The 25,706-nt window shown below is 72.1% G+C and carries 24 protein-coding genes, 1 pseudogene and 1 riboswitch; of the genes and pseudogenes, 5 read left to right on the top strand and 20 right to left on the bottom strand.

The window, feature by feature from the left end:
• Positions 1–174: 174 nt before the first annotated feature.
• The 4 genes from fxsA to ACFVIU_RS31520 form a co-directional block, all read right to left on the bottom strand.
• The gene (gene fxsA, locus ACFVIU_RS31535; RefSeq protein WP_385846693.1) at positions 175–729 is read right to left on the bottom strand and encodes an FxsA family membrane protein; all 555 of its coding nucleotides are present in this window, start codon (positions 727–729) and stop codon (positions 175–177) included.
• 56 nt (positions 730–785) lie between these two features.
• Positions 786–1,574 (bottom strand): polyprenol monophosphomannose synthase, encoded by a 789-nt coding sequence (locus ACFVIU_RS31530; RefSeq protein ID WP_385846691.1) that lies wholly within the window; start codon positions 1,572–1,574, stop codon positions 786–788.
• 531 nt (positions 1,575–2,105) lie between these two features.
• Entirely contained in the window at positions 2,106–3,713 is a 1,608-nt protein-coding gene (locus tag ACFVIU_RS31525; RefSeq protein ID WP_385846689.1) for an amidohydrolase, read from the bottom strand.
• A gap of 67 nt (positions 3,714–3,780) precedes the next feature.
• Entirely contained in the window at positions 3,781–4,221 is a 441-nt protein-coding gene (locus ACFVIU_RS31520; protein ID WP_385846688.1) for an Lrp/AsnC family transcriptional regulator, read from the bottom strand.
• A 243-nt stretch (positions 4,222–4,464) separates the two neighbouring features.
• Between ACFVIU_RS31520 and ACFVIU_RS31515 the strand changes: the two genes are divergently transcribed.
• Complete coding sequence (locus tag ACFVIU_RS31515; protein WP_385846686.1) at positions 4,465–4,899, top strand: hypothetical protein; 435 nt, start codon at positions 4,465–4,467, stop codon at positions 4,897–4,899.
• A gap of 387 nt (positions 4,900–5,286) precedes the next feature.
• Here the strand turns inward: ACFVIU_RS31515 and ACFVIU_RS31510 are convergent, their stop codons facing one another.
• The 6 genes from ACFVIU_RS31510 to ACFVIU_RS31485 form a co-directional block, all read right to left on the bottom strand.
• A complete protein-coding gene (locus tag ACFVIU_RS31510; protein WP_385846684.1) occupies positions 5,287–6,459 on the bottom strand; it encodes an acyl-CoA dehydrogenase family protein in 1,173 nt (390 codons plus the stop codon).
• A gap of 180 nt (positions 6,460–6,639) precedes the next feature.
• Positions 6,640–7,326 carry a TetR/AcrR family transcriptional regulator gene (locus ACFVIU_RS31505; protein WP_385846683.1) on the bottom strand — a complete coding sequence of 229 codons (687 nt, stop codon included), beginning with the start codon at positions 7,324–7,326 and terminating at the stop codon, positions 6,640–6,642.
• A 107-nt stretch (positions 7,327–7,433) separates the two neighbouring features.
• Complete coding sequence (locus tag ACFVIU_RS31500; protein WP_385846682.1) at positions 7,434–7,574, bottom strand: SCO1431 family membrane protein; 141 nt, start codon at positions 7,572–7,574, stop codon at positions 7,434–7,436.
• A 111-nt stretch (positions 7,575–7,685) separates the two neighbouring features.
• A complete protein-coding gene (locus ACFVIU_RS31495; RefSeq protein ID WP_385846681.1) occupies positions 7,686–9,056 on the bottom strand; it encodes a peptidase C39 family protein in 1,371 nt (456 codons plus the stop codon).
• Positions 9,057–9,284: 228 nt separating this feature from the next.
• Positions 9,285–10,814, bottom strand: a complete 1,530-nt coding sequence (locus tag ACFVIU_RS31490; protein WP_385846679.1) for an amino acid permease — start codon at positions 10,812–10,814, stop codon at positions 9,285–9,287.
• A gap of 54 nt (positions 10,815–10,868) precedes the next feature.
• On the bottom strand, positions 10,869–11,825 hold the full coding sequence (locus tag ACFVIU_RS31485; protein WP_385846678.1) for a hypothetical protein: 957 nt from the start codon (positions 11,823–11,825) through the stop codon (positions 10,869–10,871).
• A gap of 269 nt (positions 11,826–12,094) precedes the next feature.
• Here ACFVIU_RS31485 and ACFVIU_RS31480 point away from each other — a divergent pair.
• Together ACFVIU_RS31480 and ACFVIU_RS31475 are read left to right on the top strand one after the other, a co-directional pair.
• Positions 12,095–12,714 (top strand): annotated as a pseudogene (locus ACFVIU_RS31480) (uridine kinase).
• Between the two features lie 427 nt (positions 12,715–13,141).
• Entirely contained in the window at positions 13,142–15,007 is a 1,866-nt protein-coding gene (locus ACFVIU_RS31475; protein ID WP_385846676.1) for an AAA family ATPase, read from the top strand.
• 29 nt (positions 15,008–15,036) lie between these two features.
• Here ACFVIU_RS31475 and ACFVIU_RS31470 read toward each other — a convergent pair whose 3' ends face one another.
• From ACFVIU_RS31470 to ACFVIU_RS31430, 9 genes are all read right to left on the bottom strand, one after another.
• A complete protein-coding gene (locus ACFVIU_RS31470) occupies positions 15,037–16,113 on the bottom strand; it encodes a hemolysin family protein (protein ID WP_385846675.1) in 1,077 nt (358 codons plus the stop codon).
• Positions 16,110–17,444, bottom strand: coding sequence for a hemolysin family protein (locus tag ACFVIU_RS31465; RefSeq protein ID WP_385846674.1), 1,335 nt, complete (start codon positions 17,442–17,444; stop codon positions 16,110–16,112). The genes ACFVIU_RS31470 and ACFVIU_RS31465 overlap by 4 nt, the downstream gene beginning before the upstream one ends.
• Positions 17,445–17,648: 204 nt before the next feature.
• Positions 17,649–18,104 carry a PH domain-containing protein gene (locus ACFVIU_RS31460; RefSeq protein WP_385846673.1) on the bottom strand — a complete coding sequence of 152 codons (456 nt, stop codon included), beginning with the start codon at positions 18,102–18,104 and terminating at the stop codon, positions 17,649–17,651.
• A gap of 14 nt (positions 18,105–18,118) precedes the next feature.
• On the bottom strand, positions 18,119–18,967 hold the full coding sequence (gene hisG, locus ACFVIU_RS31455) for an ATP phosphoribosyltransferase (RefSeq protein WP_385846671.1): 849 nt from the start codon (positions 18,965–18,967) through the stop codon (positions 18,119–18,121).
• Positions 18,968–19,018: 51 nt separating this feature from the next.
• Positions 19,019–19,291: a phosphoribosyl-ATP diphosphatase gene (locus ACFVIU_RS31450; protein ID WP_023552153.1), complete on the bottom strand. Its 273-nt coding sequence runs from the start codon at positions 19,289–19,291 to the stop codon at positions 19,019–19,021.
• 34 nt (positions 19,292–19,325) lie between these two features.
• On the bottom strand, positions 19,326–19,811 hold the full coding sequence (ribH, locus tag ACFVIU_RS31445; protein WP_323376830.1) for a 6,7-dimethyl-8-ribityllumazine synthase: 486 nt from the start codon (positions 19,809–19,811) through the stop codon (positions 19,326–19,328).
• Between the two features lie 47 nt (positions 19,812–19,858).
• The gene (gene ribB / locus ACFVIU_RS31440) at positions 19,859–21,244 is read right to left on the bottom strand and encodes a 3,4-dihydroxy-2-butanone-4-phosphate synthase (protein ID WP_385846669.1); all 1,386 of its coding nucleotides are present in this window, start codon (positions 21,242–21,244) and stop codon (positions 19,859–19,861) included.
• Entirely contained in the window at positions 21,241–21,882 is a 642-nt protein-coding gene (locus tag ACFVIU_RS31435; RefSeq protein WP_385846668.1) for a nicotinamide riboside transporter PnuC, read from the bottom strand. Before ACFVIU_RS31435 ends, ribB begins: the two co-directional genes overlap by 4 nt.
• On the bottom strand, positions 21,879–22,484 hold the full coding sequence (locus ACFVIU_RS31430; RefSeq protein WP_385846666.1) for a riboflavin synthase: 606 nt from the start codon (positions 22,482–22,484) through the stop codon (positions 21,879–21,881). Before ACFVIU_RS31430 ends, ACFVIU_RS31435 begins: the two co-directional genes overlap by 4 nt.
• 167 nt (positions 22,485–22,651) lie before the next feature.
• A riboswitch (FMN riboswitch) is annotated at positions 22,652–22,782 on the bottom strand.
• Positions 22,783–23,091: 309 nt separating this feature from the next.
• Between ACFVIU_RS31430 and ACFVIU_RS31425 the strand changes: the two genes are divergently transcribed.
• Complete coding sequence (locus ACFVIU_RS31425) at positions 23,092–23,838, top strand: SDR family oxidoreductase (RefSeq protein ID WP_385846664.1); 747 nt, start codon at positions 23,092–23,094, stop codon at positions 23,836–23,838.
• 66 nt (positions 23,839–23,904) lie between these two features.
• Positions 23,905–25,119, top strand: coding sequence for an MFS transporter (locus ACFVIU_RS31420; RefSeq protein WP_385846663.1), 1,215 nt, complete (start codon positions 23,905–23,907; stop codon positions 25,117–25,119).
• On the opposite strand, the gene ACFVIU_RS31415 is transcribed toward ACFVIU_RS31420, so the two are convergent.
• A complete protein-coding gene (locus ACFVIU_RS31415; protein ID WP_385846661.1) occupies positions 25,079–25,537 on the bottom strand; it encodes an acyl-CoA thioesterase in 459 nt (152 codons plus the stop codon). The genes ACFVIU_RS31420 and ACFVIU_RS31415 overlap by 41 nt on opposite strands.
• Positions 25,538–25,706 lie beyond the last annotated feature (169 nt).

The raw sequence follows: 25,706 nt of genomic DNA, 5'->3' as shown, positions 1-25,706 counted from the left end.
ATAAATAGCGGCGCCCCCCCCCCCCCCCCCCCTCCGGGGGCATTCTCCCGCGGGCGGGGGGGGGCCCCCCCCCCCACACCCCCCCCCGGGGGCCCCCCCCGTTATGGCCCCCCCCCCCCCCCCGGTTTCCGTGTGTCCGAAAGACCGGGGAGACCCCGGCGCGCCCCAAGGCCCTCAGCGGGTCAGCGGCCGCCGCTCCCCCGGCTCCTCGGCGCGCTGCTCCCGGATGACCTCGCCCTGGACCACCTTGCCGTCGGGGCGGTGCATACGCGCCTGCTGGAAGGCGTCGCCCAGGCTGCCCGGGGCGGCGTTGCGCAGCCGCTTCTCCAGGGTGTTCTCCACGTAGCGGCCGACGGCCCGCTGGACCGGCGGCAGCAGCAGGAGCAGACCGGCCGCGTCCGAGACCAGGCCCGGGATCATCAACAGCAGACCGCCGAGCATCATCAGCCCGTTGCCCCCGCCGCGCTCCGGGGAACCGCCCCGCTGGACCGCCTCACTGAGGCTCTGGAACGCACGGCGTCCCGCCCGCTTGATCACCACCGAGCCGGCCACGGCCCCGGCGACGAGCAGGAGGAACACGGCGAGGCCGCCCGCCAGGCCCGCGACCAGGGTCAGCAGCCAGATCTCCAGCACCAGCCACGCGGCGACTCCCAGCGGCAGATACCTGCGCAGCCGGGAGCGCCGGGGCCGGGCGGTGGTCGGAGAAGTGGTCGGTGCGCCAATCGTCATGCCCCCAGTGTGCCCGGGCGCGGCTCAGCGCGGGATAAGGGCTGATCAGCCGGGCGCTACTTGCCCTTGTTGCGAAGCTTGGCGACGCGGTCCTCGGCGCCCCAGGCGGTCACCCGCCACAGCGCCTCGACCACGATGTCCTTGCTCATCTTGGAGTCGCCCAGTTCCCGCTCGACGAAGGTGATCGGGACCTCGACCACATGGAAGCCGGCCTTGACCGCGCGGCGGGCCAGGTCCACCTGGAAGCAGTACCCCTGCGAGGCCACCTCGTCCAGGCCGAGCCCCTCCAGCGTCTCCCGGCGGAAGGCGCGGTAGCCGCCGGTGATGTCGCGCAGCGGCAGGTCCAGGGCGAGGCGGGAGTAGAGGCTGCCGCCGCGGGAGATGAGCTGGCGGGACTTGGGCCAGTTCACCGTCCGGCCGCCCGGCACCCAGCGCGAGCCCAGCACCAGGTCGGCGCCCTTGAGGGCGGTCAGCAGCCGGGGCAGCTCCTCGGGCTGGTGGGAGCCGTCGGCGTCCATCTCGATCAGCACGCCGTAGTCGCGCTCCAGGCCCCAGCGGAAGCCCGCGAGGTAGGCGGCGCCGAGGCCCTCCTTGCCCTTGCGGTGCATGACATGGACCTGCTCGTCCTCGGCCGCCAGTTCGTCGGCGAGCTTGCCGGTGCCGTCAGGGCTGTTGTCGTCCGCCACCAGGACGTGCACCTCGGGAACGGCCTTGCGCACTCGGCCGACGATGCGCTTGATGTTCTCCGCCTCGTTGTAGGTCGGAATGATCACCAAGGCCGTGCCGAGCGGGCCGAACTGCCTCCCCTGGGCTGTGGCCGCGAGGGTCCCGTCGCCGTCGTTCACTGCTGCCCCTTCTGGTCGTACGCAGGCGTCCACCATAGTGGCCGCTGCCTGGGAAGAGGTGACAGCGCCTTCGTATGGGGGTGTCGTTTCCACAAGAGTGGGGTAAGAATGCGCCTTTCCGCATCGGCTGCCGCGCGGATGGGGGGCCTGGCACCCTTCGGGCCGACCTGGGACCCGCTGGCTGCGGATCGACCGAGAGCCGTTGTCTACTGAGCGCCGGGCCCCACCCGGGTCACACCCAGCCGACCACCGGAACGTTCCCTCGCCTGCGCGAGCGCTGAGCCTGGCTCCCAGTGGCGGTGCCCCGTGCGGCACACCGCCCCTGACCCAGCGGCGCTGCGGCGAGGCGCGCGAACGTTCCCCGGTCGGGCGTCCAGTGGTGGACTCGAACGAACCTACCGGCCGTCGGCCGCCGACTGTCAACACCTCTGTGACCTGCGAAAACGCCGGAATGGCCGCCGTAGGCCCGGAGGATGCGCAGGTGGGCGGCGGGGCCGGTGCGGCGGCCGGCCCGACCGCCGCACCGGCAGATCACTCGCCCGGCCGTACGAACACCGTCCGGCCGCCCACCACGGTGCGCAGGCAGACCGGAAGCTCCCGGCCCGGGGTGAGGTCGGGGAGGCCGGGGGTGCCGGAGCGCGGATCGGTGGACCAGCGGGCCACCCGGTCGTCGGGGGCCTGTACGACCAGTTCGCCGGAGCGCCAGACCGCGTAGTCCGCGGGTGCGCCCGGGACCAGGACGCCCGCGTCGTCCCGTCCGACGGCCCGCCAGCCGCCGCGCGTGTGGGCGGTGAACGCGGCGCGTACGGAGACGCGGTGCTCGGGCGTGCGGTGGAAGGCGGCGGCGCGGACCGTTCCCCAGGGGTCGAGCGGGGTGACGGGGCTGTCGGAGCCGAAGGCGAGCGGGACTCCGGAGCGGAGCAGCGCGGCGTAGGGGTTGAGGGTGCGGGCCCGCTCGGCGCCGAGCCGGCGGGCGTACATGCCGTCCTCGCCGCCCCACAGGGCGTCGAAGGCGGGCTGCACGGAGGCGATCAGGCCCAGTTCGGCGAAGCCGGCGATGGTGTCGGGGGTGAGCATCTCGGCGTGTTCCACGCGGTGCCGGGCGGCCCGGATCCGGGCGAGGCCGATCTTCTCGGCGGCGGCGCGCACACCGTCCACGACGGTGGTCACGGCGGCGTCGCCGATGGCGTGGAAGCCCGCCTGGAGGCCGGCCTCGGTGCAGGCGACGACATGGGCGGCGACCTCGTCGGCGTCCAGGTAGCCGGTGCCGGTGTGGCCGGCGTCGGCGTACGGCTCGTGCAGACAGGCGGTGTGCGAGCCGAGGGCGCCGTCGGCGAAGAGGTCGCCCGCGGCGCCCACGGCACCCAGTTCGCGGGCCTTGTCGACGTCTCGCTCGGCCCAGTAGCCCACCACGCGCGGGCCGGGGATCTCGGCGGCGAGCCGCAGCAGGGCGGTGAAGTCGTCCTCGGAGGAGATCTGCGGGCCGCCGCACTCGTGCACCGAGCCGATGCCGAGCGAGGCCGCGTGGGTCAGCGCGGCGCGCTGGGCCTCGGCGCGCTGGGCCGGGGTGATGGCGGCCAGGGCCGCCTCGCGGACGGTGTGGTGGGCGTCGGCGGTGAGCGGGGCGTCCTCGCGCGGGACGGCACCGGGGACCAGGTCCAGCAGGGCGGTGGTGACGACCGCCGAGTGCACGTCGATGCGGGACAGGTACAGCGGCCGGCCGCCGGTGGCCGCGTCGAGTTCCGCGCGGGTCGGCGGACGGCCGCCGGGCCAGCGGGCGGCGTCCCAGCCGTGGCCGAGCAGGACCCGGTCGCCGGGGCGGGCCGCGGCGAACGCGCGGACCAGGTCGAGGGCCGCCTCCAAGGAGGGCGCGGCGGACAGGTCGAGGCCGGTCAGGGCGAGGCCCGTGGCGGTGGTGTGCACATGGGCGTCGGTGAAGGCCGGGGTGACCAGGGCGCCGTCGAGGTCGATCACCTCGTCCACACCGTCGGCGAAGGCGTCCGCGGCGCCCTCGGAGCCGACCCAGGCGACATGCCCCGCCTCGACCACCATCGCCGTCGCGAAGGGATCGGCGGGACTGTGCACCTCGCCGCGGCGGAGAAGGACGGTGGCGGGGGGCTCGGCGGTGCGGTTGCTCATAGCCGACAGTTTCTCCTGTCGGGCGGCCTCGGCCGCACCTGGGGCGGCCTGCCTACGGCGGCCCCGGTCAGATCCGCGGCGGACGGGCCTCGTACGGGGTCGACAGGACGACCGTGGTGCGGGTGGAGACGCCCGCCAGGCTGCGCAGCCGGGCCAGCAGTTCCTCCAGCTCGTGCGGGGTGGCCACGCGCACCTTGAGGATGTAGTTCTCGTCCCCGGCGACGCTGTGGCAGGCCTCGATCTCGGGGACGCCGGCGAGCCGGTCCGCGATGTCGTCGGGGGCGCTGGGGTCGAACGGCTTCACCGAGATGAACGCGGTCAGCGGCAGCCCGACGGCCTCGGGATCGACCACCGCGGCATAGCCCCGGATGACACCCCGCTGTTCGAGCCGGCGCACCCGCTGGTGCACGGCCGACGTGGACAGGCCCGTGGCCTTGCCCAGGTCGGTGTAGCTCATCCGCCCGTCAGTGACGAGCAGCTGCACGATCTGACGGTCCAACTCCTCCATGGCGCAAAAACCTACCGTGCACGTGATCGCCTCGGGTAGCCGAGAGCCCGGGCCGGGGCCGGTTCGATACAAAAAGCACCACACCTACCCCCACGGGGCACCTTCGTGCGGCATGTGACGAACACCACATGGCTCGAACGCGCTCCGTGATGTTCTCGTGATTACCGCCGATGGCGGACGGGAATTGCTTGCTGTGGTCGAGGCCGCAGCGCCTTCACGGCCCAGCCTTAGGGGGAGAATCCCATGCAGAGTGTCCACCGCCCTGGTCGATCCGCGTCCGGTCGGCAGCAGCCGGTGCTCGAGCCCGAGCCGGAGGGCGTCGAACCCGACGTTCCCGACGAGGAGTTCGACGCCTACGACACCTTCGAGATGTACCGGGTGATCTGCCCGGACTGCGCCCAGCCGATCGCGCTGCTGGCGGACGAGGAGGTCCTGCCGGAGCACGCGCTGTGCGCCTCGCCGTGGAACCCGTTCGGGCTCACGGTGTGCGCGGGTACGGGACGCGCGGCGACCGAGGCCCGTCCCGCGGACGAGTCCTTCGAGCCGCAGGAGCAGGACACCGCCCTGCTGCTGACGCTCCCCCAGGGTCTGGACTGGCGGACGCAGCCCTTCTCCCACGTCGGCGGCCCGGGCTCGCGCCCGATGCGCGTGCCGGCGATGCGCCGCCAGGCCGCCTGAGCCGGCGCGGTCCCCTGGTCCGTCCCGCACCACGGCGCGCGGAGTGCCGTGGTGCGGGAGGAGTGCGCGCCGACGGTACGTCCGCCAGGCCCGGGCGGCCGGGGCCGGGACGGGGTATGCCTGGACGCACGCTCGATTCCCGGGCGCGGTGACCTGTACGGCCGTCGGCGCGTTGCCCTGGTATGACCACCCTGTACCCGGCGGCCGAGCGGCAGCGCCGCCTCTTCGTTCCCCGCCCTGCGGAATCGGTTCAGCCGCCTCCGCCGCCGGACCCGCCCATCTACCGCGACCTGCTGCGCATCTGGGCCGACCGGGGCCGCACCCTGCCGGGCCGCCATGACCCGGAGTGGGTCAGGCTGGCGGCGCCGACGGTGCGCAGCGGGCAGTTCAGCGACCCTCTGGTCCCGCCACATGGCGGGCGATGACCATCCGCTGGATCTGGTTGGTGCCCTCCACGATCTGAAGGACCTTGGCCTCGCGCATATAGCGCTCGGCCGGGAAGTCGGCGGTGTAGCCGTACCCGCCGAGTATCTGCACGGCGTCGGTGGTGACCTTCATGGCCGTGTCGGTGCAGTGCAGCTTGGCCATGGCGGCCTGCTTGGCGAAGGGCTTGCCCGCGTCGCGCAGCCGGGCCGCGGCGAGGTAGAGCGCGCGGCCGGCCTCGATCTGGGTCGCCATGTCGGCGATCATGAAGCGCAGGCCCTGGAAGTCGGCGATGGGCCGGCCGAACTGGCGTCGCTGGGCCGCGTACCCGACCGCCTCGTCCAGCGCGGCCTGGGCCAGGCCGATCGCGCAGGCGGCGATGCCGAGCCGGCCGGAGTCCAGGGCGGACAGGGCGATGGCGAAGCCCTGGCCCTCCTCGCCGATGCGCCGGTCGTCGAAGACCCGGACGCCGTCGAAGTGGACCTGGGCGGTGGGTGAGCCCTTCATGCCCATCTTCTTCTCGGGCACCGCACCGCTCAGGCCGGGGGTGTCCCCGGGCACGAGGAAGGCGGTGATCCCGCGCGGGCCCTCTTCCCCGGTGCGGGCCATCACGGTGTAGAAGTCGGCGATGCCGCCGTGGGTGATCCAGGCCTTGGTGCCGTCGATCACCCAGCCGTCCCCGTCCCGGACCGCCTTGGTGCGCAGGGAGGCCGCGTCCGAGCCGGAGGACGGCTCGGAGAGGCAGTACGCGCCGAGCAGGCCGCCGCCGAGCATCGCGGGCAGGTGCTCGACCTGCTGCTGCTTGGTGCCGAAGGTGGCGAGCGCGTAGGAGGCGAGGGTGTGCACGCTGACGCCGAGGCCGACGGTGAGGCGGGCCGCGGCCAGCTCCTCCAGGACCTGGAGGTAGACCTCGTAGGGCTGGTCGCCGCCGCCGTACTCGGAGTCGTAGGGCAGGCCGAGCAGGCCGGACTCGGAGAGCAGGGTGAAGACCTCGCGCGGGAAGCGTCCCGCGTCCTCCTCCTCTGCGGCCTTCGGCGCTATCTCGCGCTGGGCGATGTCGCGGACGAGCGCGAGCAGATCCCGCGCCTCCTCCGTCGGCAGCTGACGCTCCACCGGCTGCGGTTCGCGGTCGGACATGGCGTCGGTCTCCTCCCTGTGTCGGGCACTGGCGGTCTGGCCCGTCGGGTGGGGGCGGCTCCGCCTCGCCGGTCGCGTGTGCCGAAGGCGCCTGCTCCCGGGTTACGGAAGCTGCTGACCAGCGGCTGTGCGCAGTGAGTATGCCCGATCAGCAACGTCCCGTCACCAGTTAACGACCGCTTACTCCAAGAATCCAGTGGTAACTTTTCGATCACCCTCGTCCCGGCGTGCCGGCTTCGGCGCCGGGCAGGACGGATCCAGTTCCTCGATGGCCCGCAGGGCTCCGCCGAGCGTCTTCACCAGCAGCTCGCGCATGGTGTCGCGGGACAGCTCGGGCCGGTCGATCCAGTCGAGGGCGGCGCCCTCCACGCTGCACAGCCAGGCGAGCAGGCCCATCCGGGCCAGCGGGGAGATGTCGCTGCGGCCGTAGGCACCGTGGGCGATGGTCTCGATGATCGCGTCACGCACGCCGTCCCGGATGGCGTGCACCTCGGCGTCGAAGCCGACGCCGCCGCTGACGATGGCGCGATAGGCGGCCTGGTTGTGTTCGGCGTACCGCAGATAGCTGTCGATGGTGCGGTGGACCCGGTCCACGGCGCGCATGTCCAGGCTGGTCGAGGCCAGGGTGACCAGTCCGGCGACGGAGTCCTCGATGATCGCCAGGTAGTAGCCGCGCTTGGACTGGAAGTAGTAGTAGATCAGCCCCTTGGCGACATGCGCCTGGCGGGCGATGTCGTCCATGGACAGCGCGTCGTAGGACGTGTCGGCGAACAGTTTCCGGCCGATGGCGATGAGTTCGGCGCGACGGGCTGCGGAGCGCGCGGTGCCGCGCACCGGCGGACGGACGGCGGCGGCTTGTTGACGCATATTCAATTTCGGCCCTGTTCCAGGCAGTTCGGCGGGACAGCCGCAGTATGTCAGAACATGAACCCGTCAGGATCGGGGTCGGAACAGGGCGCTTTCGGGGCGGCGGGTCAGAGCAGACCGAGCTGGGTCACGAGCATCGCGGTCACGGCGACGAGGACCCAGCCCAGAAGGTGCTCCATCAGCTTCGGGCCGTCGGTACGGGGGCCGCCGGTACGGACGCGGGTGGCGGTGGCCTGGTGTGCGGTCATGCTGGCTCTCGCAGAGGTAGGACGGGACGGACGTACAGGACGGGCCCCCCAACCCCTTTGTCCACCTTGCCACCCGCGACGGCGTGTGCGGTGATGAGCTTGGTCACAGGGTCAGCAGACGCCCACCGCGGCGAGCGCCGTGCGCTGGCGCGGGGTGGGCCGGGCCGGGAAGTAGAGGTAGCAGACCCCTCCGCTGCCGGAGACGACCTTGCCGGAGGCGTTGTACCGCTTGGTCCGCAGCCAGATGTTCTCGAACTCGCGGCGCGGATAGACCCGGCGCACCGCGTCGTCGCTCGGCGAGGCGGGGTCGTTGGCGATGACATCGCCGTCCGCGGTGAAGCCGATCACGGTCATGAGGTGACCGGAGGTGCCGTAGCCGGCGCCGGTCAGCTCGGTCTTGAGGAAGGACTGGGACGTTATGGCCGGGATGCCGGCCGCGATCAGCGTCTCCAGGTCGGTGAGCGAGGCGAGCCGGGTGACCACGCCCTGGACCCCCTCGAAGGTGGCCGCGTAGGCGGCGTTGAACGGCCAGTTGCCGCAGCCCTGGTACTGGTGGTCGTAGGTGAAGCGGGCCGCGTGGTCGACCTGCGGGTCGGCGTAGGAGGGGTCGACCCAGGACAGTTGCGCGGGGGTGAGCCGGCCGCCCCAGTACTCGATGATCATCTGCGAGGAGGTGGGGCTGCACCAGGCCTCGCCGCCGTTGTCGTACTCCGGGTACTGGCCCTTGTGGATCTCCTGCGAGTAGCGCGGGACGACCAGTTCCCGGGCGAGGGCGGGGGTGGAGGCGGGGACGGTGAAGCGGTCGGGGATGTCGGAGCCCATGGCGCCGAGGCGCCAGACGGTCGGGGTGAGACGGGTGCCGGGCCGGCGATAGAGCGTGAGGCGCAGCCGGTACGAGGCCAGCCGCAGCCCGGTGCTCGCGTCGCCGATCGCGAAGGTGTCGGTCCAGACGGCGCTCTTGCCGTCGCCCTGACCGTCCACCGAGGTCCGCTTGATGTCCTGGTCGCCGGCCGCCCAGCGGCCCATGACGTACCAGGGGGTCGCGGTGCCGTCCGAGTAGGTGCCCTGGAGTTCGACCTGGAGCCAGGTGCCGTCGGGGGTGTGCGCGTTCCAGGAGGCGACGGCCTCGGTGGCGGGTGTGGTGAGCGTGTGGACCGGGCTGGTCCAGACGGCGTACTCCCAGGTGGCGGTGGTGCCGGTGTGCGGGTCGTGGTAGTCGGTACGGCCCGCGGCGGTGTCGATCGCGAGGCCGGGGCGGGAGCCGGGCACGGCCGCGGTGCCCTCGTGGGTGCCGGAGCGCCAGTCGGGATACGTGGTCCAGGCGTGGTAGTCGATCGGGCGGGCCTGCGGCACGCCGGGGTCGTCGGCGTCCGCGGTGTCGGGGCGCTGGGCGGCGGCCGCCGGGGGCGTGAGGCCGGCCATCGCGGCGGTGACGGCGACGGCGAGGACGGTTCGGCGGGACGGCTGCTGGGCTCTGCTCATGGACGCGGTTACCCCCAGGTCCGGGTCGGGGCTGGTGCGGTGCGCGGTGTGTGCGCCAACTATGGAGCAGTCGCGGGGTGCCTTCCAGCACTTCGGCGCGGGCAGCGGAATGAATATTGGTCTGGGCCGGTGGAGGGGGCGCGGGGAGCTGCCCCCCGGCGGCCCACGCGCCCGGCGTGGGGAGCTGTGCGGGCAGCCCCCCACGCGCCCGGCGGCGGGCGGCGCAGGTCAGACGAGATCCATGGCCGCGACCTCGTCGGGGCGGCCGTAGCTGACCGGGCCCTGGAAGCGGCGGCGGGCGGTGGCGAACCACCAGACCGTGGCCACGAGCAGGACGACGGCGAGCGCGATCGGCGCGTAGTTGAAGGAGTCGGCCGTGATCGGCGAGGCCTGCGGCAGCATGAACAGGACGCTGCTGACCAGGATCCAGACCACCGCCAGCCAGCCGATCGGCTTCCCCCAGCGCCCCAGGTGCCACGGCCCGGGCTGGAAGGCGTCACCGAGCCGGAGCCGCAGGAAGATCGGCACCGCGTAGGCGAGGAAGAGCCCGACCACGTTCACGCTGACGATCGCGGTGAAGGCCGTATGGGACCACCAGCCGGGGACGACGAGCGCGAGCGAGCAGGCCACGGCCAGCCAGACCGCCTTCACCGGGGTACGGGTGCGCTGCGAGACCGAGTGCCACCAGCGGGAGCCGGGCATGGCACCGTCCCGGGAGAAGGCGAAGATCTGCCGGGTGTTGCTGGTGAGGTTGGCGAGGCCGCAGAAGAGCATCGCGCCGATGACGATGAGGAGCATGAGCTTGGCCGCGCCGAGGCCCAGGCCGTCGATGAGGATCTGGACCGGGGGTGCGCTCGTGCCGGCTTCCTTGGCGTAGTCGCCAATGCTGTAGACCAGTGCCAGCATCAGGATCAGTCCGGTGATCGCCGAATAGCCGATGGACCGGGTGATCCCCTTCGGTGCGTTGACCGTCGCCTGGACCGTTTCCTCGGACATGTGGAAGCTGCCGTCGAAGCCGGTGAAGGTCCAGCTGGTGACCAGCAGACCGAGCATGCCGCCGTAAAGCCCGCTCGTGAAGCCGGTGTTGTTCTCGAAATGCGTCACGAAGGACACGTGCTGATGCCGATCGGGCATCACTATGAGTGCGCCCACGATCACGACGAGTCCGATCAGCAGCCACCACACGGAAATACGGTTCAGGACGGCGACGAGCTGCACGGTGTAGGTGTTGGCGAGCCCCTGGACGATGATGATCACCGCCGTGAGCAGCACCGTCTGGTGCGCGGTCGGCTGGTAGGAGGGCCACTGGAGGCTGATGAAGGCCTGGATGAAGGTGGCGGCCGCATAGCCGGTGGCGGCGGTGCCGCCGATCTGGCCGACGAAGTTCAGCCAGCCCGTGAACCAGGACCAGGCGCCCTTGTGCCGTTTGGCGAGTTTACCGGCGGAGAAATACAGCGCACCGCTCGTCGGATAGGCGGAGGCGACTTCCGCCATGGCCGCACCGATGAGCAGCACCATGAGCGAAACGCCGATCCAGCCGAACACGAGAATACGCGGACCACCCGCGTTCATACCGAATCCGAAGGACGAGAAAATACCCGAGAGAATATTGATGATAGTGAAGGAGATCGCGAAGTTGTCGAACGCCTGGAAGCGCCGGGTGAGTTTTCGCGGATAACCCATCGCGTGCAGGGTCGCGTCATCGTCGAGCACGACCCGGTCCGCGCCCGCGCGGGGCGCCGATGTCCGTTCCGACACAGATCGGCCTTTCTGTGGAGGGGGCAGGGCGGGGAATAAGGGGGGCGAGCGGTGTCAGCCGGGGCCCGGGACGGGCAGGCCGCAGCCGCGCCGGGCCCGGGAGAGCTGCTCGGCGGGGTCGCCGAAGGCACTCCAGGGCATGCGCGAGGCGTAGGGCCCCATCGCAGTGAAGACCGCCCGCGCCTCGAACTCGCACTGGGCCATGACCAGCGCATGCGCGAGATAGGCCAGGTCGAGCACCGGGGTGAAACGGTAATCGGCCACCGTGGGCAGCCAGTTGTGGTAGATCGCCAGCGCGGTGGAGCGCCACTGCGGCTGCTCCCAGACCCGGTCGGCGAGCAGCTGGGTCGGGTTGTAGCTCTCCACCAGGGCCACCAGGGGCAGCAGCCGCAGCGCGGAGTCGCCGGGAGCCCGCTGGCTGAGGAAGGCGGCCACGTCCCAGGCCGCGTTGACCGAGCCGCCGTGGCGCGTGAAGAAGAACGACAGGAAGCGGTGGTGCGCCTCGCGGTGCCACGGGTCCAGGGACAGGATGTGCGCGAACAACCGCCAGGGGCCCGGTGGCGCGGTGAGCAGGCCGTGCGGGGCCGGCTCGCGCAGCCGGTGCAGCCGGGCCATGGCCAGCTTGGCGACCCACGGCGTGGGGTCCTCGGGTGCCGCCTCGGCGGCCCGGTCGCACGCGGTCAGCGCGATCCGTTCCAGGGCCTCGGCGCGCTGGTCACGGCCGTCGGCGGCCCGCAGGGCGCGTTGCACCGCGACCCGGGCCCACATGAGGGCCGCCTCCGGGCTCGGTTCCTCGGCCAGCCACCGCTCCACCAGGTCGGTGCCGGCCGCCTCGGAGGCGAGGACCAGCGAGCGGTGGGCCCGCAGCGCGAAGTCCGAACGCGTCTCGGCGAGAGCCTCGTACGCGTATCGATAACGTCCGGCGCGCACATCGACACAAACGCTCGCCAGGACCCGGTCGTCGGCCGCCGGATGCCACACATAGTGCCCTTCGAATAAGTCCGCGCCCATGTCCCCCCGCCTGTTCCCCGTACGACGCATCGCGGTTGCGCACGAGGCACCCTACTCAGCGCCGGGCGCACCCGGAACGCCGAATTCGACATATCGGTCAGAGGATTGGGGAAATGGTTATGCAGATGATTGACTGGCCGCCAGCCGATGGTTCAAACGTCGACTTTTGCGGGCTGCACACCCGGCGCACTGCCCGGCAGCGCGCGCTCTAGACTGTTTCCGGAAAACCTCTCACACGACCCGCACCGCATCACCCCCCGGGAATCACCATTCACCACCTCGCCGTCCGGCTGCGCGGACTGCCCCCGTCCCTGGGCACGGTCCGGCTGATCGGCGTCGACGGGCACGCCGGCTCCGGAAAGTCCACCTTCGCCGGGCGGCTGGCCGCCGCCCTGGGCGGGGCGCCGGTGCTGCACCTGGACGACATCGCAAGCCATGAGCAGCTGTTCGCCTGGACCGACCGGCTCCGCACCCAGGTGATCGAGCCCCTCGCCCGTGGCGAGATCGCCCACTACACCCCCTACGACTGGCGCACCCGTGCGTTCGGCGCGCCGTGTCCGCTGCCCGCGGCGCCGGTGGTGCTGATCGAAGGCGTCGGCGCCGGCCGCCGCGCGCTGCGGCCGCACCTGGCGCAGCTGCTGTGGATGGAGCTGCCCGCGGAGCGGTCCTGGGCCCGCGGCCGGCTGCGGGACGGGGCGGAGCAGCGGGAGTTCTGGGACGGCTGGGTCGCGGCGGAGCGCGCACACTTCGCCGCCGACCCCTCGCGACCCCACGCCGATCTTCTGGTGCTCCAGACACCGGAGGGGTATGAGGTGCTGCCGGGACCGAAGTAACCCCTGGGTCGGGCCAGAATATGACTCAGGGTGACGAGCCGTCCCGGATGTGGTGAAGCTGTGAAGACCCTTGTGAGGGAAGTTCTCCGAGTCCCTCAACTCGGCTTGACCGGGGGGCCGTACAGGACTTACGTTCTCAATGTGCGGCATTCGGAGCCGCCTCAGGACGCGAAGCCCCCGGTTGTTCCCCCGTGATCGGGGGCTTCGTTCTGCCCTCGGCGTCCTTTCCCGGCCGCCCGCGCCCCGCGCCGCTCACCCTCGGTCACCGGCGCCCGTGCGCCCCGTCTGCTCCCACCTTGTCAATCGGCCACTGCGGCACACTTCGGCGCGCGGTGGCCGCGCGGGTACGATGCCCTCGGTGCGACCTTCGAGCAGCTGCCTCGCGCACTGCAACTCCGGTCCGCGGCAGGGCGGTTCGACCGCGGCGGCCGTCGGGCGACTGCCCGGTGGTGAACCACGGGGCACGGTCTGTGGGGGGACGTGATGGACTTCGGCACGCAGGGTCCCGAGGCTCCGGCCGAGCTCGCCTGGTTGCGCGGGGTGGACGCCTACACGATGGGCGCCTATCCGCAGGCCGAGGAGGAGTTCCGCGCCGCGGTGCGGATGGACCCGGGCATGGCGGACGCCTGGCTCGGGCTGCACGCGCTGCGGGTCGACACCACGACCGCGCTGCTCAGAATGTTCCGGCACCGGGACCGCTTCGGCGAGCAGCGCACCCGGCACCGCCGGGCGCTCAACTCCTGGTACTGGCTGGGCTGGTGGGTGCAGCCGGTGCTGGAGACCCCGCGTGATCTGCTGCTGGCGCACGCCTCGCACTGGCTGGACGGCCGGCACGTACCCGAGCTGGACCGGGCGCTCGCCGGGCTGCCCCCGGTCGACACCGACCCGCAGGTCCGGTTTCTGCACTCCTGCCGGGCCTATCTGGTCAAGGACTGGGAACAGCTGGTCCGGCACACCGACCCCTTGCTTGACGACGCCATGCTCGGCATCGAGGCCGGGCTGTTCGGCGGCATGGCCCGGGTCCGGCTGGAGATGTACGGCCAGGCCGAACCCCTCCTCGCGGCGGCGCTGATGCGGTGCCGCAGCGAACAGCCGCAGCGCAAGGAGCTGCGCTACTGGCTGGCGCGGGCGCACGAGGGCACCGGGCGCAGCGCCGCCGCGCTCCCCCTCTACCGCGCGGTGCACCGGGTGGACCCCGCCTTCATGGACACCTCGGCGCGGCTCGCCGCGATCGCCGAGGGCGACGGCTACGACGATCCGGCCGACCTCGCCGCCATCACGCTGACCGGCGCCGGCCAGGACACCGTGGACGGACCGGACTGCGGCTTCGATCCGCTCTTCGGCGCCGAGGGGCGTGATCTGCGGCTGCCCGAGCCGGAGCCGCCGACGGGCCCGCTGGCCCCGGTGACCGGCCCGGCGGTGCGGGCCAAGACCGGGGTCTCCACGTCGCCGATCCCGGCCGGGCCGACCGATCCCGGGTTACTCGAGGAGGCGCTCGCCGAGCTGGAGCGCATGGTCGGGCTCGAACCCGTCAAACGCCAGGTCAAGGCGTTGTCCGCACAGCTCAACATGGCCCGGCTGCGGGCCGGGCAGGGGCTGCCGGTGCAGCCGCCCAAGCGGCACTTCGTCTTCTCCGGTCCGTCGGGCACGGGGAAGACCACGGTGGCCCGCATCCTCGGCCGTGTCTTCTACGCGCTCGGGCTGCTCGGCGGCGACCATCTGGTGGAGGCGCAGCGGGCCGACCTGGTCGGCGAGTACCTCGGGCAGACCGCCGTGAAGGCGAACGAGCTGATCGACTCGGCGATCGGCGGAGTGCTGTTCGTGGACGAGGCGTACTCGCTGTCCAACTCCGGGTACGGCAAGGGGGACGCGTACGGCGACGAGGCCTTGCAGGTGCTGCTGAAGCGGGCCGAGGACAACCGCGACCATCTGGTGGTCATCCTCGCGGGCTATCCCGAGGGGATGGACCGGCTGCTCGCCGCGAACCCCGGGCTGTCGTCGCGGTTCACGACCCGGGTCGACTTCCCTTCCTACCGGCCGCAGGAACTCACCGAGATCGGGAAGGTGCTGGCCGGGGAGAACGGGGACCGGTGGGACGAGGAGGCGCTGGAGGAACTGCGCTCCATCGCCGGGCACGTGGTCGAACAGGGGTGGATCGACGAGCTGGGCAACGGGCGGTTTCTGCGGACGCTCTACGAGAAGAGCTGTGCCTACCGGGACCTGCGGTTGTCCGCCTATACGGGGGTGCTGTCGCGGGACGACCTGGCGACCCTGCGGCTGCCCGATCTGATGCAGGCGTACGGGGAGGTGCTGTCGGGCCGGGGACCCCACGATCCCTCGGCCTTCTAGACACAGCTCCCCGCCGCCGTCCGTCCGCGCTAGGAGGCGAGCGCCTGCTCCGGTTCGCCGGTGGCCGCTTCCCGGGCCGGCAGCTCGCGGTGGGCCGGGTCCGTCACCTCGCCCACCAGCATCTCCAGGGCGTCCTCCAGGGCCACCAGCCCCAGCACCTTGCCGGTCGCGTCCGCCACCTGGGCCAGATGGGTCGCCGCCCGCCGCATCACGGTCAGCGCGTCGTCGAGCGGCAGCTCGGCCCGCAGGGTCGTCATCGGGCGCCAGACATGCTGGGGCACCGCACGCTCGGAGTCCTCCAGGTCGAGGACGTCCTTCACATGGACGTACCCCATGAAGGGACCCGTCTCGGTCGCGGCGACCGGGAACCGGGAGTACCCGGTGCGGGCGGTCAGCTCCACGATCTGCCCCGGGGTGACCGACGGCCCCACCGTGACCAGCGACTCGCGGCGCAGCAGGACGTCCGTCACCGGGCGCGAGCCCAGCTCCAGCGCGTCCTCCAGGCGCTCCCGCTCCTCGGGGTCGAGCAGACCGGCCTGGCCGGAGTCCTCCAGCAGCCGGTTGAGCTGCTCGCTGGTGACGACGGCCTCGACCTCGTCCTTCGGCTCGACCCGGAACAGCCGCAGGATGCCCTGGGCGCAGGCGCCGAGGGTCACCGTGATCGGCCGGCACAGCCGGGCGAAGTAGACCAGCCCCGGGCTGAGCCAGAGGGCTGCCTTCTCGGGCGCCGCCATGGCGAGGTTCTTCGGCACCATCTCGCCGACGACCAGGTGGAAGAAGACCACCGCGGCCAGGGCGATGACATAGCCCAGCGGGTGGATCACGCCGTCCGGGAGGTGGACGGCCGAGAACACCGGCTCCAGCAGCCGCGCCACCGTCGGCTCGGCGACCGCGCCGAGCGTCAGGGAGCAGACGGTGATGCCGAACTGCGCGGCGGCCATCATCTGCGGCAGCCGCTCCAGGCCGTACAGCACCTGGCGGGCGCGGGCGGTGCCGAGCGGTTCGATCTGGCTGCGCCGGACCGAGACGAGCGCGAACTCGGCGCCGACGAAGAAGCCGTTGGCGAGCACGAGCAGCGCGGCGAAGAGCAGTTGGAGCAGGCTCATCGGGCCGCCTCCAGGACGTTCGCCACGGGGGCCGTCCTGACCAGGCGAACCCGCTCGGCGCGGTAGTGGCCGACCCGGCGGACCGAGAGCCGCCAGCCGGGCAGTTCGGCCTTGTCGCCGGGTGCCGGGATACGGCCGAGCAGATCGGCGACCAGGCCCGCGACGGTCTCGTACGGCCCCTCGGGCACGTCGAGTCCTATGCGCTGGAGGATGTCGACCCGGCAGCTGCCGTCCACGTCCCAGGCGGGCCTGCCGTCCTCGGGCGGGGCGGCGGCCAGCTCGGGGGCGTCCTGGCCGTCGTGCTCGTCGCGGACCTCGCCGACGAGTTCCTCGACGATGTCCTCCAGGGTGACGACGCCGGCCGTGCCGCCGTACTCGTCGACGATGACGGCGATGGGCTGCTCGCTGCGCAGCCGGGCGAGGAGCGGCTGGACGGGCAGGGTCTCGGGGACCAGGAGCGCCTTGCGGGCGATCCGGCTCACCGGGGTGCGCAGCCGGTCGGCCGCGGGGACCGCGAGCGCGTCCTTGAGGTGGGCCATGCCGACGATCTCGTCGATCTTCTCCCGGTAGACGGGGAAGCGGGACAGGCCGGTGGCGCGGGTGAGGTTGACGACGTCCTCGGCGGTGGCCGTGTCCTGGAGCGCGCTGACCTTCACGCGCGGGGTCATCACGTGCTGCGCGGTCAGCTCGCCCAGGGTCAGGGTGCGGACGAACAGGTCGGCCGTGTCCTGCTCCAGGGCGCCGGCCTGCGCGGAGTGCCGGGCCAGCGAGACGAGTTCGCCCGGGGTGCGGGCGGAGGCCAGTTCGTCGGCGGGTTCGACGCCGAGGGCGCGGACGAGCCGGTTGGCGACCGTGTTGAGCGCGGCGATCACCGGCCGGAAGAGCCGGGAGAAGTGGTGCTGCGGGCCGGCGACGAACCGCGCGACCTGGAGCGGCTTGGACACGGCCCAGTTCTTGGGGACCAGTTCGCCGATCACCATCTGGATGGCGGAGGCCAGGAGCATGCCGACGACCACGGCGATGCCGGAGGAGGCGCCCGCGGGCAGGCCGAGCGCGGCGAACGGGGCGTGCAGCAGACCGGCCAGGGCCGGCTCGGCGAGCATGCCGACGACCAGGGAGGTGATGGTGATGCCGAGCTGGGTGCCGGAGAGCTGGAAGGACAGCTCCCTGAGCGACTCGACGACCCGGCCGGCGCGTCGGTCGCCTTCGGCGGCGGCCTGCTCGGCGTCCGGGCGCTCGACGGTCACCAGACCGAACTCGGCGGCCACGAAGAAGCCGTTGGCCAGGATGAGCAGCAGGGCGGCTGCGAGGAGCAGCAGAGAGGTGGTCACGATGCCGCCGCCTTCCCGTCATGTCGGGTGGGGGCGGCGCAGGTACTACAGGACGATCCGTCCATCGCCGGAGGGGGTCACTCCTCGGGTAGCAGGAACCCCCGGGCACCGGAGGGCGCACAGGGGTGGAGGCGCAGCGAAAACGCCTCCGCCCCACAGATTAATCAAGACAGGGCCCACAAGGGCAGGGTGGGCGACCCGGAGTCAGCCCCGATCTTCCCCTGCCCGGGCCGTCGAGCGGGCCTCGGTGAGCGCCCGGAGCGTGCCGGCGTCGGCGATGGCGCGCTGCTTGGCCAGGCCCGGCTGGATGCCGAGCGCGGCCAGGCTGGTGCCGTCGCTGAGGTCGAGGAACACCCAGGGATCGCCCGGACGGAGGTTCACCTGAAGGATCTCCGCCCACTCCAGCCGCCGCTCGCCGGCGATGTTCACAACGGTGACACCGGACTCCTCGGCGATCACCCGCACCCGGGAGATCCGCGCCAGCACCCAGAAGATGAGCGCCCCGGTGAGGACGAAACTGAGCCGCTCGCCCGGGCCGAGATGCTCCAGCAACAGGGCGACCCCGGAGATGGTCAGGAAGATCGCCAGGCCGGCGGTGAGCAGGATGGCGCGGGTGTGGCCCGGCCGGAAGGTGACGGGCAGCTCGGGAAGGTCGGACATCGGTGGCGTACCCCTTACAGGCGGCAGGCGTGGATGGCCGTGGTCAGGATGGCGCGGGCGCCGATGGCGTAGAGGTCGTCCATGATCCGCTGCGCCTCCTTGGCGGGGACCATGGCGCGGACCGCGACCCAGCCCTCGTTGTGCAGCGGGGAGACGGTCGGGGACTCCAGGCCGGGGGTGAGCGCGACGGCCTTCTCGAGCTGCTCGACGCGGCAGTCGTAGTCCATCATCACGTACGTCCGCGCGACCAGGACGCCCTGGAGGCGGCGCAGGAACTGCTGGACCTTGGGCTCCTCGCCGTCGGCGCCGGTGCGCCGGATGACGATCGCCTCGGACTTCATGATCGGCTCGCCGAAGACCTCCAGGCCCGCGTTGCGCAGGCTGGTGCCGGTCTCGACGACGTCCGCGATGACCTCGGCCACGCCCAGCTCGATCGCGGTCTCCACGGCGCCGTCGAGGTGGACGACGGAGGCGTCGATGCCGTGCTCCTCCAGGTGCCGGTCGACGATGCCCTCGTAGGAGGTGGCGACCGTCCTGCCCTTGAGGTCCTCGACGCCGTTCGCGGTGCCCGGCTTGGCGGCGAAGCGGAAGGTGGAGCGGGCGAAGCCGAGCGGGAGGATCTCCTCGGCGTCGGCGCCGGAGTCGATCAGCAGGTCGCGGCCGGTGATGCCGATGTCGAGCCGGCCGGAGGAGACGTAGATCGCGATGTCGCGGGGGCGGAGGTAGAAGAACTCGACCTCGTTCTCCGGGTCGACGATCCGCAGCTCCTTGGACTCGCGGCGCTGCTGGTAGCCGGCCTCATGCAGCATCTCCGCCGCAGGGCCGGACAGTGAACCCTTGTTGGGGACGGCGATGCGCAGCATGAGGTCGGCTTCCTTCGCGTTGGGAGTGGTGCGTGAGCTGGTGGGGTCGTATCAGAGGTGGGCGTAGACGTCGTCCAGGGAGATCCCGCGGGCGACCATCATCACCTGGACGTGGTACAGCAGCTGCGAGATCTCCTCGGCGGCCGCCTCCTTGCCCTCGTACTCGGCGGCCATCCAGACCTCGGCGGCCTCTTCGACGACCTTCTTGCCGATGGCATGGACTCCCTTGCCGACCAGCTCGGCGGTGCGGGAGGTGGCGGGATCGCCGTGGGCGGCCTTCTGCTGGAGCTCGGTGAAGAGCTCCTCGAACGTCTTCTTGGACATGGTGGTCCTTACCCTACGCGCTCCGGCCGGTGCCTCAGTGCCAGGGTTCGGATACTGAGCGGAGCGTGGCCGCGGTGGAGACCGCCGCGGTCACCGCCTCGTGGCCCTTGTCCTCGTTCGAGCCCTCGAGACCGGCCCGGTCCAGGGCCTGCTCCTCGGTGTCGCAGGTGAGCACGCCGAAGCCGACGGGGACGCCGGTCTCGATGGAGACCTGGGTGAGGCCCTGGGTGACGCCCTGGCAGACGTAGTCGAAGTGCGGGGTGCCGCCGCGGATGACGACACCGAGGGCGACCACCGCGTCGTAGCCGCGGCCGGCCAGCACCTTGGCCGCGACCGGCAGCTCGAAGCTGCCCGGGACCCGGATCAGGGTCGGCTCGTCGATCCCCAGCTCGTGCAGGGCGCGCAGGGCGCCGTTCACCAGGCCGTCCATCACCTTCTCGTGCCACTGCGCCGCGATGACGGCGACCCGCAGGTCGCTCGCGTTGCGTACGGACAGTTCCGGTGCACCCTTGCCGCTCACGTCTCTCCTCAGTGCTTTCTCGCGTTACTCGGTGTCGCAGGTGGCCGTCAGCGGCCGGCCGCGCCGGCCAGCGCGGCCGCGGTCTCCAGCCAGGGCAGGTCGTGCCCCATCCGGTCCCGCTTGGTGCGCAGGTAGCGCAGGTTGTGCTCGCCCGCCTGGATCGGCATCTGCTCGCGGCCGGTGACCCGCAGACCGTGGCGGAGCAGCGCGTCGCTCTTGTCGGGGTTGTTGGTCAGCAGCCGGACGCTGCGCACGCCGAGGTCGGCGAGGATCTGCGCGCCGGCGCCGTAGTCGCGGGCGTCGGCGGGCAGGCCCAGCTCCAGGTTGGCGTCGAGGGTGTCATGGCCCTGTTCCTGGAGGGCGTAGGCGCGCAGCTTGGACAGCAGGCCGATGCCGCGTCCCTCGTGTCCGCGCAGGTAGACGACGACGCCCCGGCCCTCGGCCTGGATGCGCTGGAGGGCGGTGTCGAGCTGGGGGCCGCAGTCGCAGCGCAGGGAGCCGAAGACATCGCCGGTGAGGCATTCGGAGTGCACCCGGACCAGGACGTCCTCGCCGTCGCCGATCTCGCCGTGGACGAGGGCGACGTGCTCGACGCCGTCGAGGGTGGAGCGGTAGCCGTGGGCGGTGAAGGTGCCGTGCTCGGTGGGCAGGCGGGTCTCGGCCTCGTGGCGGACGGCGGGGACGGCGGGCTCGGCCGGGGCCGTGTGCTGCTGCCGGACGGGCCGCGGGGCCGGCTCCTGGCCGAGCGGGGCGGAGCCGTCCTGAAGGGAGCGGCGGTAGGCGATCAGGTCCTCGATGGAGATGATCGTCAGGCCGTGCTTGCGGGCGAACGGGACCAGCTCGGGCAGGCGCAGCATGGTGCCGTCCTCGCCGGCGATCTCCACGATGGCGCCGGCCGGGCGGAGTCCGGCGAGCCGGGCGAGGTCGACGGCGGCCTCGGTGTGGCCGTTGCGGACGAGGACGCCGCCGGGCCTGGCGCGCAGCGGGAAGACATGGCCGGGGCGGACGAAGTCGGACGGCTCGGCCGTGCCGCCGGCGAGCAGCTGGAGCGTGGTCGCGCGGTCGGAGGCGGAGATGCCGGTGGTCACGCCGTGCGCGGCGGAGGCGTCCACGGAGACGGTGAACGCGGTCTTCATGGACTCGGTGTTGTCCTCGACCATCTGCGGCAGCCGGAGCCGGTCCAGCTCCTCGGGCTCCATGGGCGCGCAGATGAGGCCACGGCACTCGCTCATCATGAACGCGACGATCTCGGGGGTCGCCTTCTCGGCGGCGATGACGAGGTCGCCCTCGTTCTCCCGGTCCTCGTCGTCCACCACGACCACCGGGCGGCCGGCGGCGATGTCGGCGATGGCCTGCTCGACCGGGTCGAGCGTGAGGTCCTCGGCGGGGGCGGTGAGGTCGTCGGTGCGGTACAGCAGCGGGGCCGTGGTCATGCCGGCGCTCCTTCCAGGACGGGCTGCGCGTCCCGGCGGGAGCGCAGCCACCAGTCGCGCATGCCCCACAGGACGAGTGCGCCGTAGATGACGTAGACGAAACCGGAGAAGGCGTAGCCGTTGGCGAAGTTGAGGGGGACGCCGACGAGGTCGACGAGCAGCCAGGCGATCCAGAACTCGACCATGGCCTTGGCCTGGGCGTACATGGCGACGATGGTGCCGACGAAGATGTACGCGTCCGGCCAGGGGTCCCAGGAGAGCTTCGGATAGGCGGTGAAGAGCAGGGCGACGGCGACCGTCCCGGCGGCGGCCGCGGCGACCATGGCGATCCGCTCGCGCCAGGTGGCGAAGCGGACGGTGATCCGGCCGTCCTCGGCGCCGCCCTTGCCGCGCTGCCACTGCCAGAAGCCGTAGAGCGCGACGGCCATGACGACGGCCTGCTTGCCGGCGCTGCCGGTGAGGTGGCCGTAGAAGGCGCCGAAGAGGACGAGTCCGGACAGGAACTGCACGGCCCAGGTCCACAGGGAGCGGCGCCAGCCGAGGGCTAGGGTGATCAGACCGAGGATGTTGCCGACCATGTCCGACCAGATGATGTGCTGGCCGAAGAGGGTGAAGGCCTCGGAGTTGAGCCAGCTCACCGGCCGGCCCCCTGACCGGCCGCGAGCAGCCGCTCCACGTACTTGGCGACGACGTCCACCTCGAGGTTGACCGGGTCGCCGGGCTGCTTGAGGCCGAGCGTGGTCAGGTCGAGGGTGGTCGGGATGAGGCTGACGGTGAAGTAGTCCGGGCCGGCCTCGACGACGGTGAGGCTGATGCCGTCGACGGTGATGGAGCCCTTCTCGACGACGTACCGGGCGAGGTCCGCGGGGAGCGAGACCTTGACGATCTCCCAGTTCTCGGAGGGCCTGCGCTCCAGCACCTCGCCGGTGCCGTCGACGTGGCCCTGCACGATGTGGCCGCCCAGGCGGGCGCCGACGGCGGTGGGGCGCTCCAGGTTGACGCGGGAGCCGACGGTGAGGGCACCCAGGCTGGAGCGGTTCAGCGTCTCGGCCATGACGTCGGCGGTGAACTCGTCGCCTTCGTGCTCGACCACGGTGAGACAGACGCCGTTCACGGCGATGGAGTCACCGTGCTGTGCGCCCTGGGTCACGACGGGGCCGCGGAGTCGGAAGCGGGAGGAGTCGCCGAGGTTCTCGACGGCGGTGACTTCACCCAGCTCTTCGACGATTCCGGTGAACACTTCCCGGGTCCTCCTGCCTCATGGGGGCACGGACTCCGGGGCCTGTCGATGAACGACACACTGCACGGGTGAACACGGGACACGTCGGCAGCGACGCCGAAACAGGACTCGCCCGGAGACGGACAAGCCCAGATACGGCGACGTGCACACGTGCATGTGCCCGCCCGCCGCGCACTGCCTCCCATCCGGACTTTAACCGTCGGTCCAGGAATTTCACCTGGTCAACCGGCCGCTGGAAGCGACCGGGTCGCGGACTGTAACCGCCGGTTCGGACTTTCACCGACCCCGGAGTGCGCTGCTTCTGGTACAGGGCCAGTGTGCCATGCCGGATGCACACCCGGACAGGGGTCGAGTGTGGGTTCGGTCACAGTACGTGTCTTCGGAGGTGCACGGCGGAACCGGCGTCCGGTCCATTGACCACTTTGGTCTAGTCCTTTTAGTGTGCGGGCTGGCCCGGCGGCGGTGACGACGGCCCTTGCCCGCCGCCGGGTCGCCACAGCGCCCCGGCGAATCCGCCGGGGCGTGTCACATTTCCGCGGGCCCGACCGGTCTCATCCGTCGGGGCGCCCCGACCGGGGTGCCCCGGGACCAGAGGAACGGAATCAGCATGAGCACGATCCTGGTGACCGGCGGGACCGGCACCCTCGGCCGGCGCGTCACCGAGCGGCTGCGGACGGAAGGGCGCGAGGTGCGGGTGCTCAGCCGGCACAGCGAGCCGTACGCCGTCGATCTCCAGGCCGGCGGCAGCGGGCTGGACGCGGCGCTCGCCGCCGTGGACACCGTGGTGCACTGCGCGAGCAGCCCGCGCGGCGGGGACGAGCGGGCGGCGGAGCACCTGATCGCGGCGGCGCGGCGGGCCGGGGTGAGGCACCTGGTGTACATCTCCATCGTCGGGGTGGACCGGGTGCCGTTCGGCTACTACCGGACCAAGCACACGGTGGAGCAGATGATCGAGTCCTCGGGGCTCGACTGGACCGTGCTGCGCACCACCCAGTTCCACGATCTGCTGGTGACGCTCTTCCAGGGACTGACCAAGCCGCCCGTGGCACTGCTCCCGGCCGGGGTCCCGGACCAGCCGGTCGAAGTGACGGAAGTCGCCGATCGGCTGGTCGAGCTGGCGCTCGGCGAGCCCGCCGGACGGGTGGCGGACATGGGCGGCCCCGAGGTGCGTTCCCTCGACTCGCTGGCCCGCGCCTATCTCCGGGCGACCGGGCGGCGCCGGGCGGTGGTGAACGTGCCGCTCTTCGGTGCGGCGTACCGGGCGTTCCGCGCGGGTGGGCATCTGGCGCCGGAGCAGGCGGTGGGGAAGGGGACGTTCGAGGATTATCTGGGGCGGCGGTTCGGGCAGGGTTGAGACTCGGCACGGGTACGGCGATGAGGGGCTCGTGCGGTGCGGGAACTCCCGGGAGGGGGACGGAACATGGGGGACGTGGGCGCTGCGCGAGGCGAGGTCCGGCGGGCCCGGTACGCCGTGGCGGCCGTGTTCGCCGTGCACGGCGCGGTGACCGGCTGCTTCGCGACCCGGGTGCCCTGGGTGCAGGACCACGCCTCGCTCGGCGCGGGGCAGCTCGGCTTCGCCCTGGCCTTCACCGCGCTCGGCGCCTCCTGCGCCATGCCGCTGGCCGGGCGGATCAGCCACACCTTCGGCAGCCGTACCGCACTGCGCGGCCTGATCGCGCTGTGGACCCTCTCCCTGGTCCTGCCGTCGCTGGCGCCGAACCTGTCCACGCTGTGCCTGGCGATGTTCGTCTACGGCGCCAGCTCGGGAATGGCCGACGTGGCGATGAACGCGCTCGGCGTGGAGGTGGAGCGGCGGCTCGGGAAGTCGGTCATGTCGGGGCTGCACGGCATGTGGAGCGCGGGCGCGCTCACCGGCTCGGCGGCCGGCACGCTCGCCGCACACCTCGGCGCGGACGCCCGGCTGCACTTCGCCCTCGCCTCGGCCGTCCTCACCGCGCTCGGCGTGTCGGCGTGCGCCTGGGTGCCGGACGTACAGCCCGCGAAGGACGAGGAGCCGCCCCCGCGGTTCGCGCTGCCGCCGCGTTCCGCGCTGCTGATCGGCGCGGTGGGCTTCTGCGCGGTGTTCGCGGAGGGCGCGAGCCTGGACTGGTCGGCGGTGTTCCTGCGGGACCGGCTGGGCAGCTCGGCCGGGGTGGCGGCGGCCTCGACCACCGGCTTCATGCTGACCATGGCCGTGGCCCGGCTCGCCGGGGACGCGGTGGTGAACCGGTTCGGGGCGGTCAGGACGGTCCGGGCCGGCGGGGCGCTGGCGGGACTCGGCGGCGCGCTGGTCGTCCTCGGCGGCCGACCGGCGTGGGCGATGGCCGGGTTCGCGCTGACGGGACTCGGCATCGCGGTGGTCGTACCGCTGTGCTTCGCCGCGGCCGGACACGCGGGGCCGAATCCCAGCCAGGCCATCGCCGGCGTGGCCACCATCACCTACACCTCGGGGCTGGTCGCGCCGAGCCTGATCGGCGGGGTGGCGCAGGCGACCAGCCTGGTGGTCTCGTTCTCCGTGGTGACGGCGCTGGCCTGCGGGCTCGCCGGGCTCGCGGGCGTGCTGCGAGGCGCCGAGCGGGGCGGTCCCGGCGCGGTCAGTCCGCAGGCCGCAGCAGTGTCCGACCCACCGTCCTGAAGGCGTCGCTCCACGGCGCGGGGCGCAGGGTGTCCGCGTCTAGCCGGACCAGCACCCGGGTGCCCTGGGCGTAGGTCTGTGTGCCGTCGGCCGAGCAGAAGCGGAAGCCGTAGGTGAGGCCGGTGGTGCCGAGGCGCTCCAGCCAGAGGTGGACGGCGTAGCCGCCGGGGCGGGTGACCGGTGCCTCGTAGCTGATGCGCAGTTCGCGGACGGCGTTGCAGGCGTCGCCGGCGGCGTGCCAGTCGCCGTCGAAGCGGATGCCGTGCCCGTTCCACAGCTCGGTCCAGGCGCGCTCGACCATCAGCGGGTAGCGGGCGTTGTGCAGCAGGCCGAGCGCGTCGAGGTCGTCGAAGTGGACGGTGACGGGGATCAGCCGGCCGTAGGCGACGGTGGGGGCGGTCGGGGCTTCGGCGGTCACGGGGGGAACTCCTGAACTTCGCTGCGGGGAGCATGTGCATCCCTGCGGGCATCGCTGAGGCATGCGCTGAGCCAGCGCCGGGAATCGCTTCCATACTAAGCGACCGCTCAGCACGCCTGGCGTCCGGGACAATGGTCCGGACCGTCTGCTCGTCCGCAAGAAAGCGAAT

Origin of the sequence: Streptomyces sp. NPDC127190, assembly GCF_042672505.1 — a bacterium.
GTDB lineage: Bacteria > Actinomycetota > Actinomycetes > Streptomycetales > Streptomycetaceae > Streptomyces.
Note: the sequence above shows the minus strand (reverse complement) of the source record. Positions and strands in the feature narration are given on the sequence as shown.

Excerpts from the sequence above, each read along its gene's own strand:
- fxsA (WP_385846693.1), bottom strand. The coding sequence starts at position 729 with ATGACGATTGGCGCACCGACCACTTCTCCGACCACCGCCCGGCCCCGG.
- ACFVIU_RS31525 (WP_385846689.1), bottom strand. The coding sequence starts at position 3,713 with ATGAGCAACCGCACCGCCGAGCCCCCCGCCACCGTCCTTCTCCGCCGC.
- ACFVIU_RS31520 (WP_385846688.1), bottom strand. The coding sequence starts at position 4,221 with ATGGAGGAGTTGGACCGTCAGATCGTGCAGCTGCTCGTCACTGACGGG.
- ACFVIU_RS31515 (WP_385846686.1), top strand. The coding sequence starts at position 4,465 with ATGCAGAGTGTCCACCGCCCTGGTCGATCCGCGTCCGGTCGGCAGCAG.
- ACFVIU_RS31510 (WP_385846684.1), bottom strand. The coding sequence starts at position 6,459 with ATGTCCGACCGCGAACCGCAGCCGGTGGAGCGTCAGCTGCCGACGGAG.
- ACFVIU_RS31505 (WP_385846683.1), bottom strand. The coding sequence starts at position 7,326 with ATGCGTCAACAAGCCGCCGCCGTCCGTCCGCCGGTGCGCGGCACCGCG.
- ACFVIU_RS31500 (WP_385846682.1), bottom strand. The coding sequence starts at position 7,574 with ATGACCGCACACCAGGCCACCGCCACCCGCGTCCGTACCGGCGGCCCC.
- ACFVIU_RS31495 (WP_385846681.1), bottom strand. The coding sequence starts at position 9,056 with ATGAGCAGAGCCCAGCAGCCGTCCCGCCGAACCGTCCTCGCCGTCGCC.
- ACFVIU_RS31485 (WP_385846678.1), bottom strand. The coding sequence starts at position 11,825 with ATGGGCGCGGACTTATTCGAAGGGCACTATGTGTGGCATCCGGCGGCC.
- ACFVIU_RS31475 (WP_385846676.1), top strand. The coding sequence starts at position 13,142 with ATGGACTTCGGCACGCAGGGTCCCGAGGCTCCGGCCGAGCTCGCCTGG.
- ACFVIU_RS31470 (WP_385846675.1), bottom strand. The coding sequence starts at position 16,113 with ATGAGCCTGCTCCAACTGCTCTTCGCCGCGCTGCTCGTGCTCGCCAAC.
- ACFVIU_RS31460 (WP_385846673.1), bottom strand. The coding sequence starts at position 18,104 with ATGTCCGACCTTCCCGAGCTGCCCGTCACCTTCCGGCCGGGCCACACC.
- hisG (WP_385846671.1), bottom strand. The coding sequence starts at position 18,967 with ATGCTGCGCATCGCCGTCCCCAACAAGGGTTCACTGTCCGGCCCTGCG.
- ACFVIU_RS31450 (WP_023552153.1), bottom strand. The coding sequence starts at position 19,291 with ATGTCCAAGAAGACGTTCGAGGAGCTCTTCACCGAGCTCCAGCAGAAG.
- ribB (WP_385846669.1), bottom strand. The coding sequence starts at position 21,244 with ATGACCACGGCCCCGCTGCTGTACCGCACCGACGACCTCACCGCCCCC.
- ACFVIU_RS31425 (WP_385846664.1), top strand. The coding sequence starts at position 23,092 with ATGAGCACGATCCTGGTGACCGGCGGGACCGGCACCCTCGGCCGGCGC.
- ACFVIU_RS31420 (WP_385846663.1), top strand. The coding sequence starts at position 23,905 with ATGGGGGACGTGGGCGCTGCGCGAGGCGAGGTCCGGCGGGCCCGGTAC.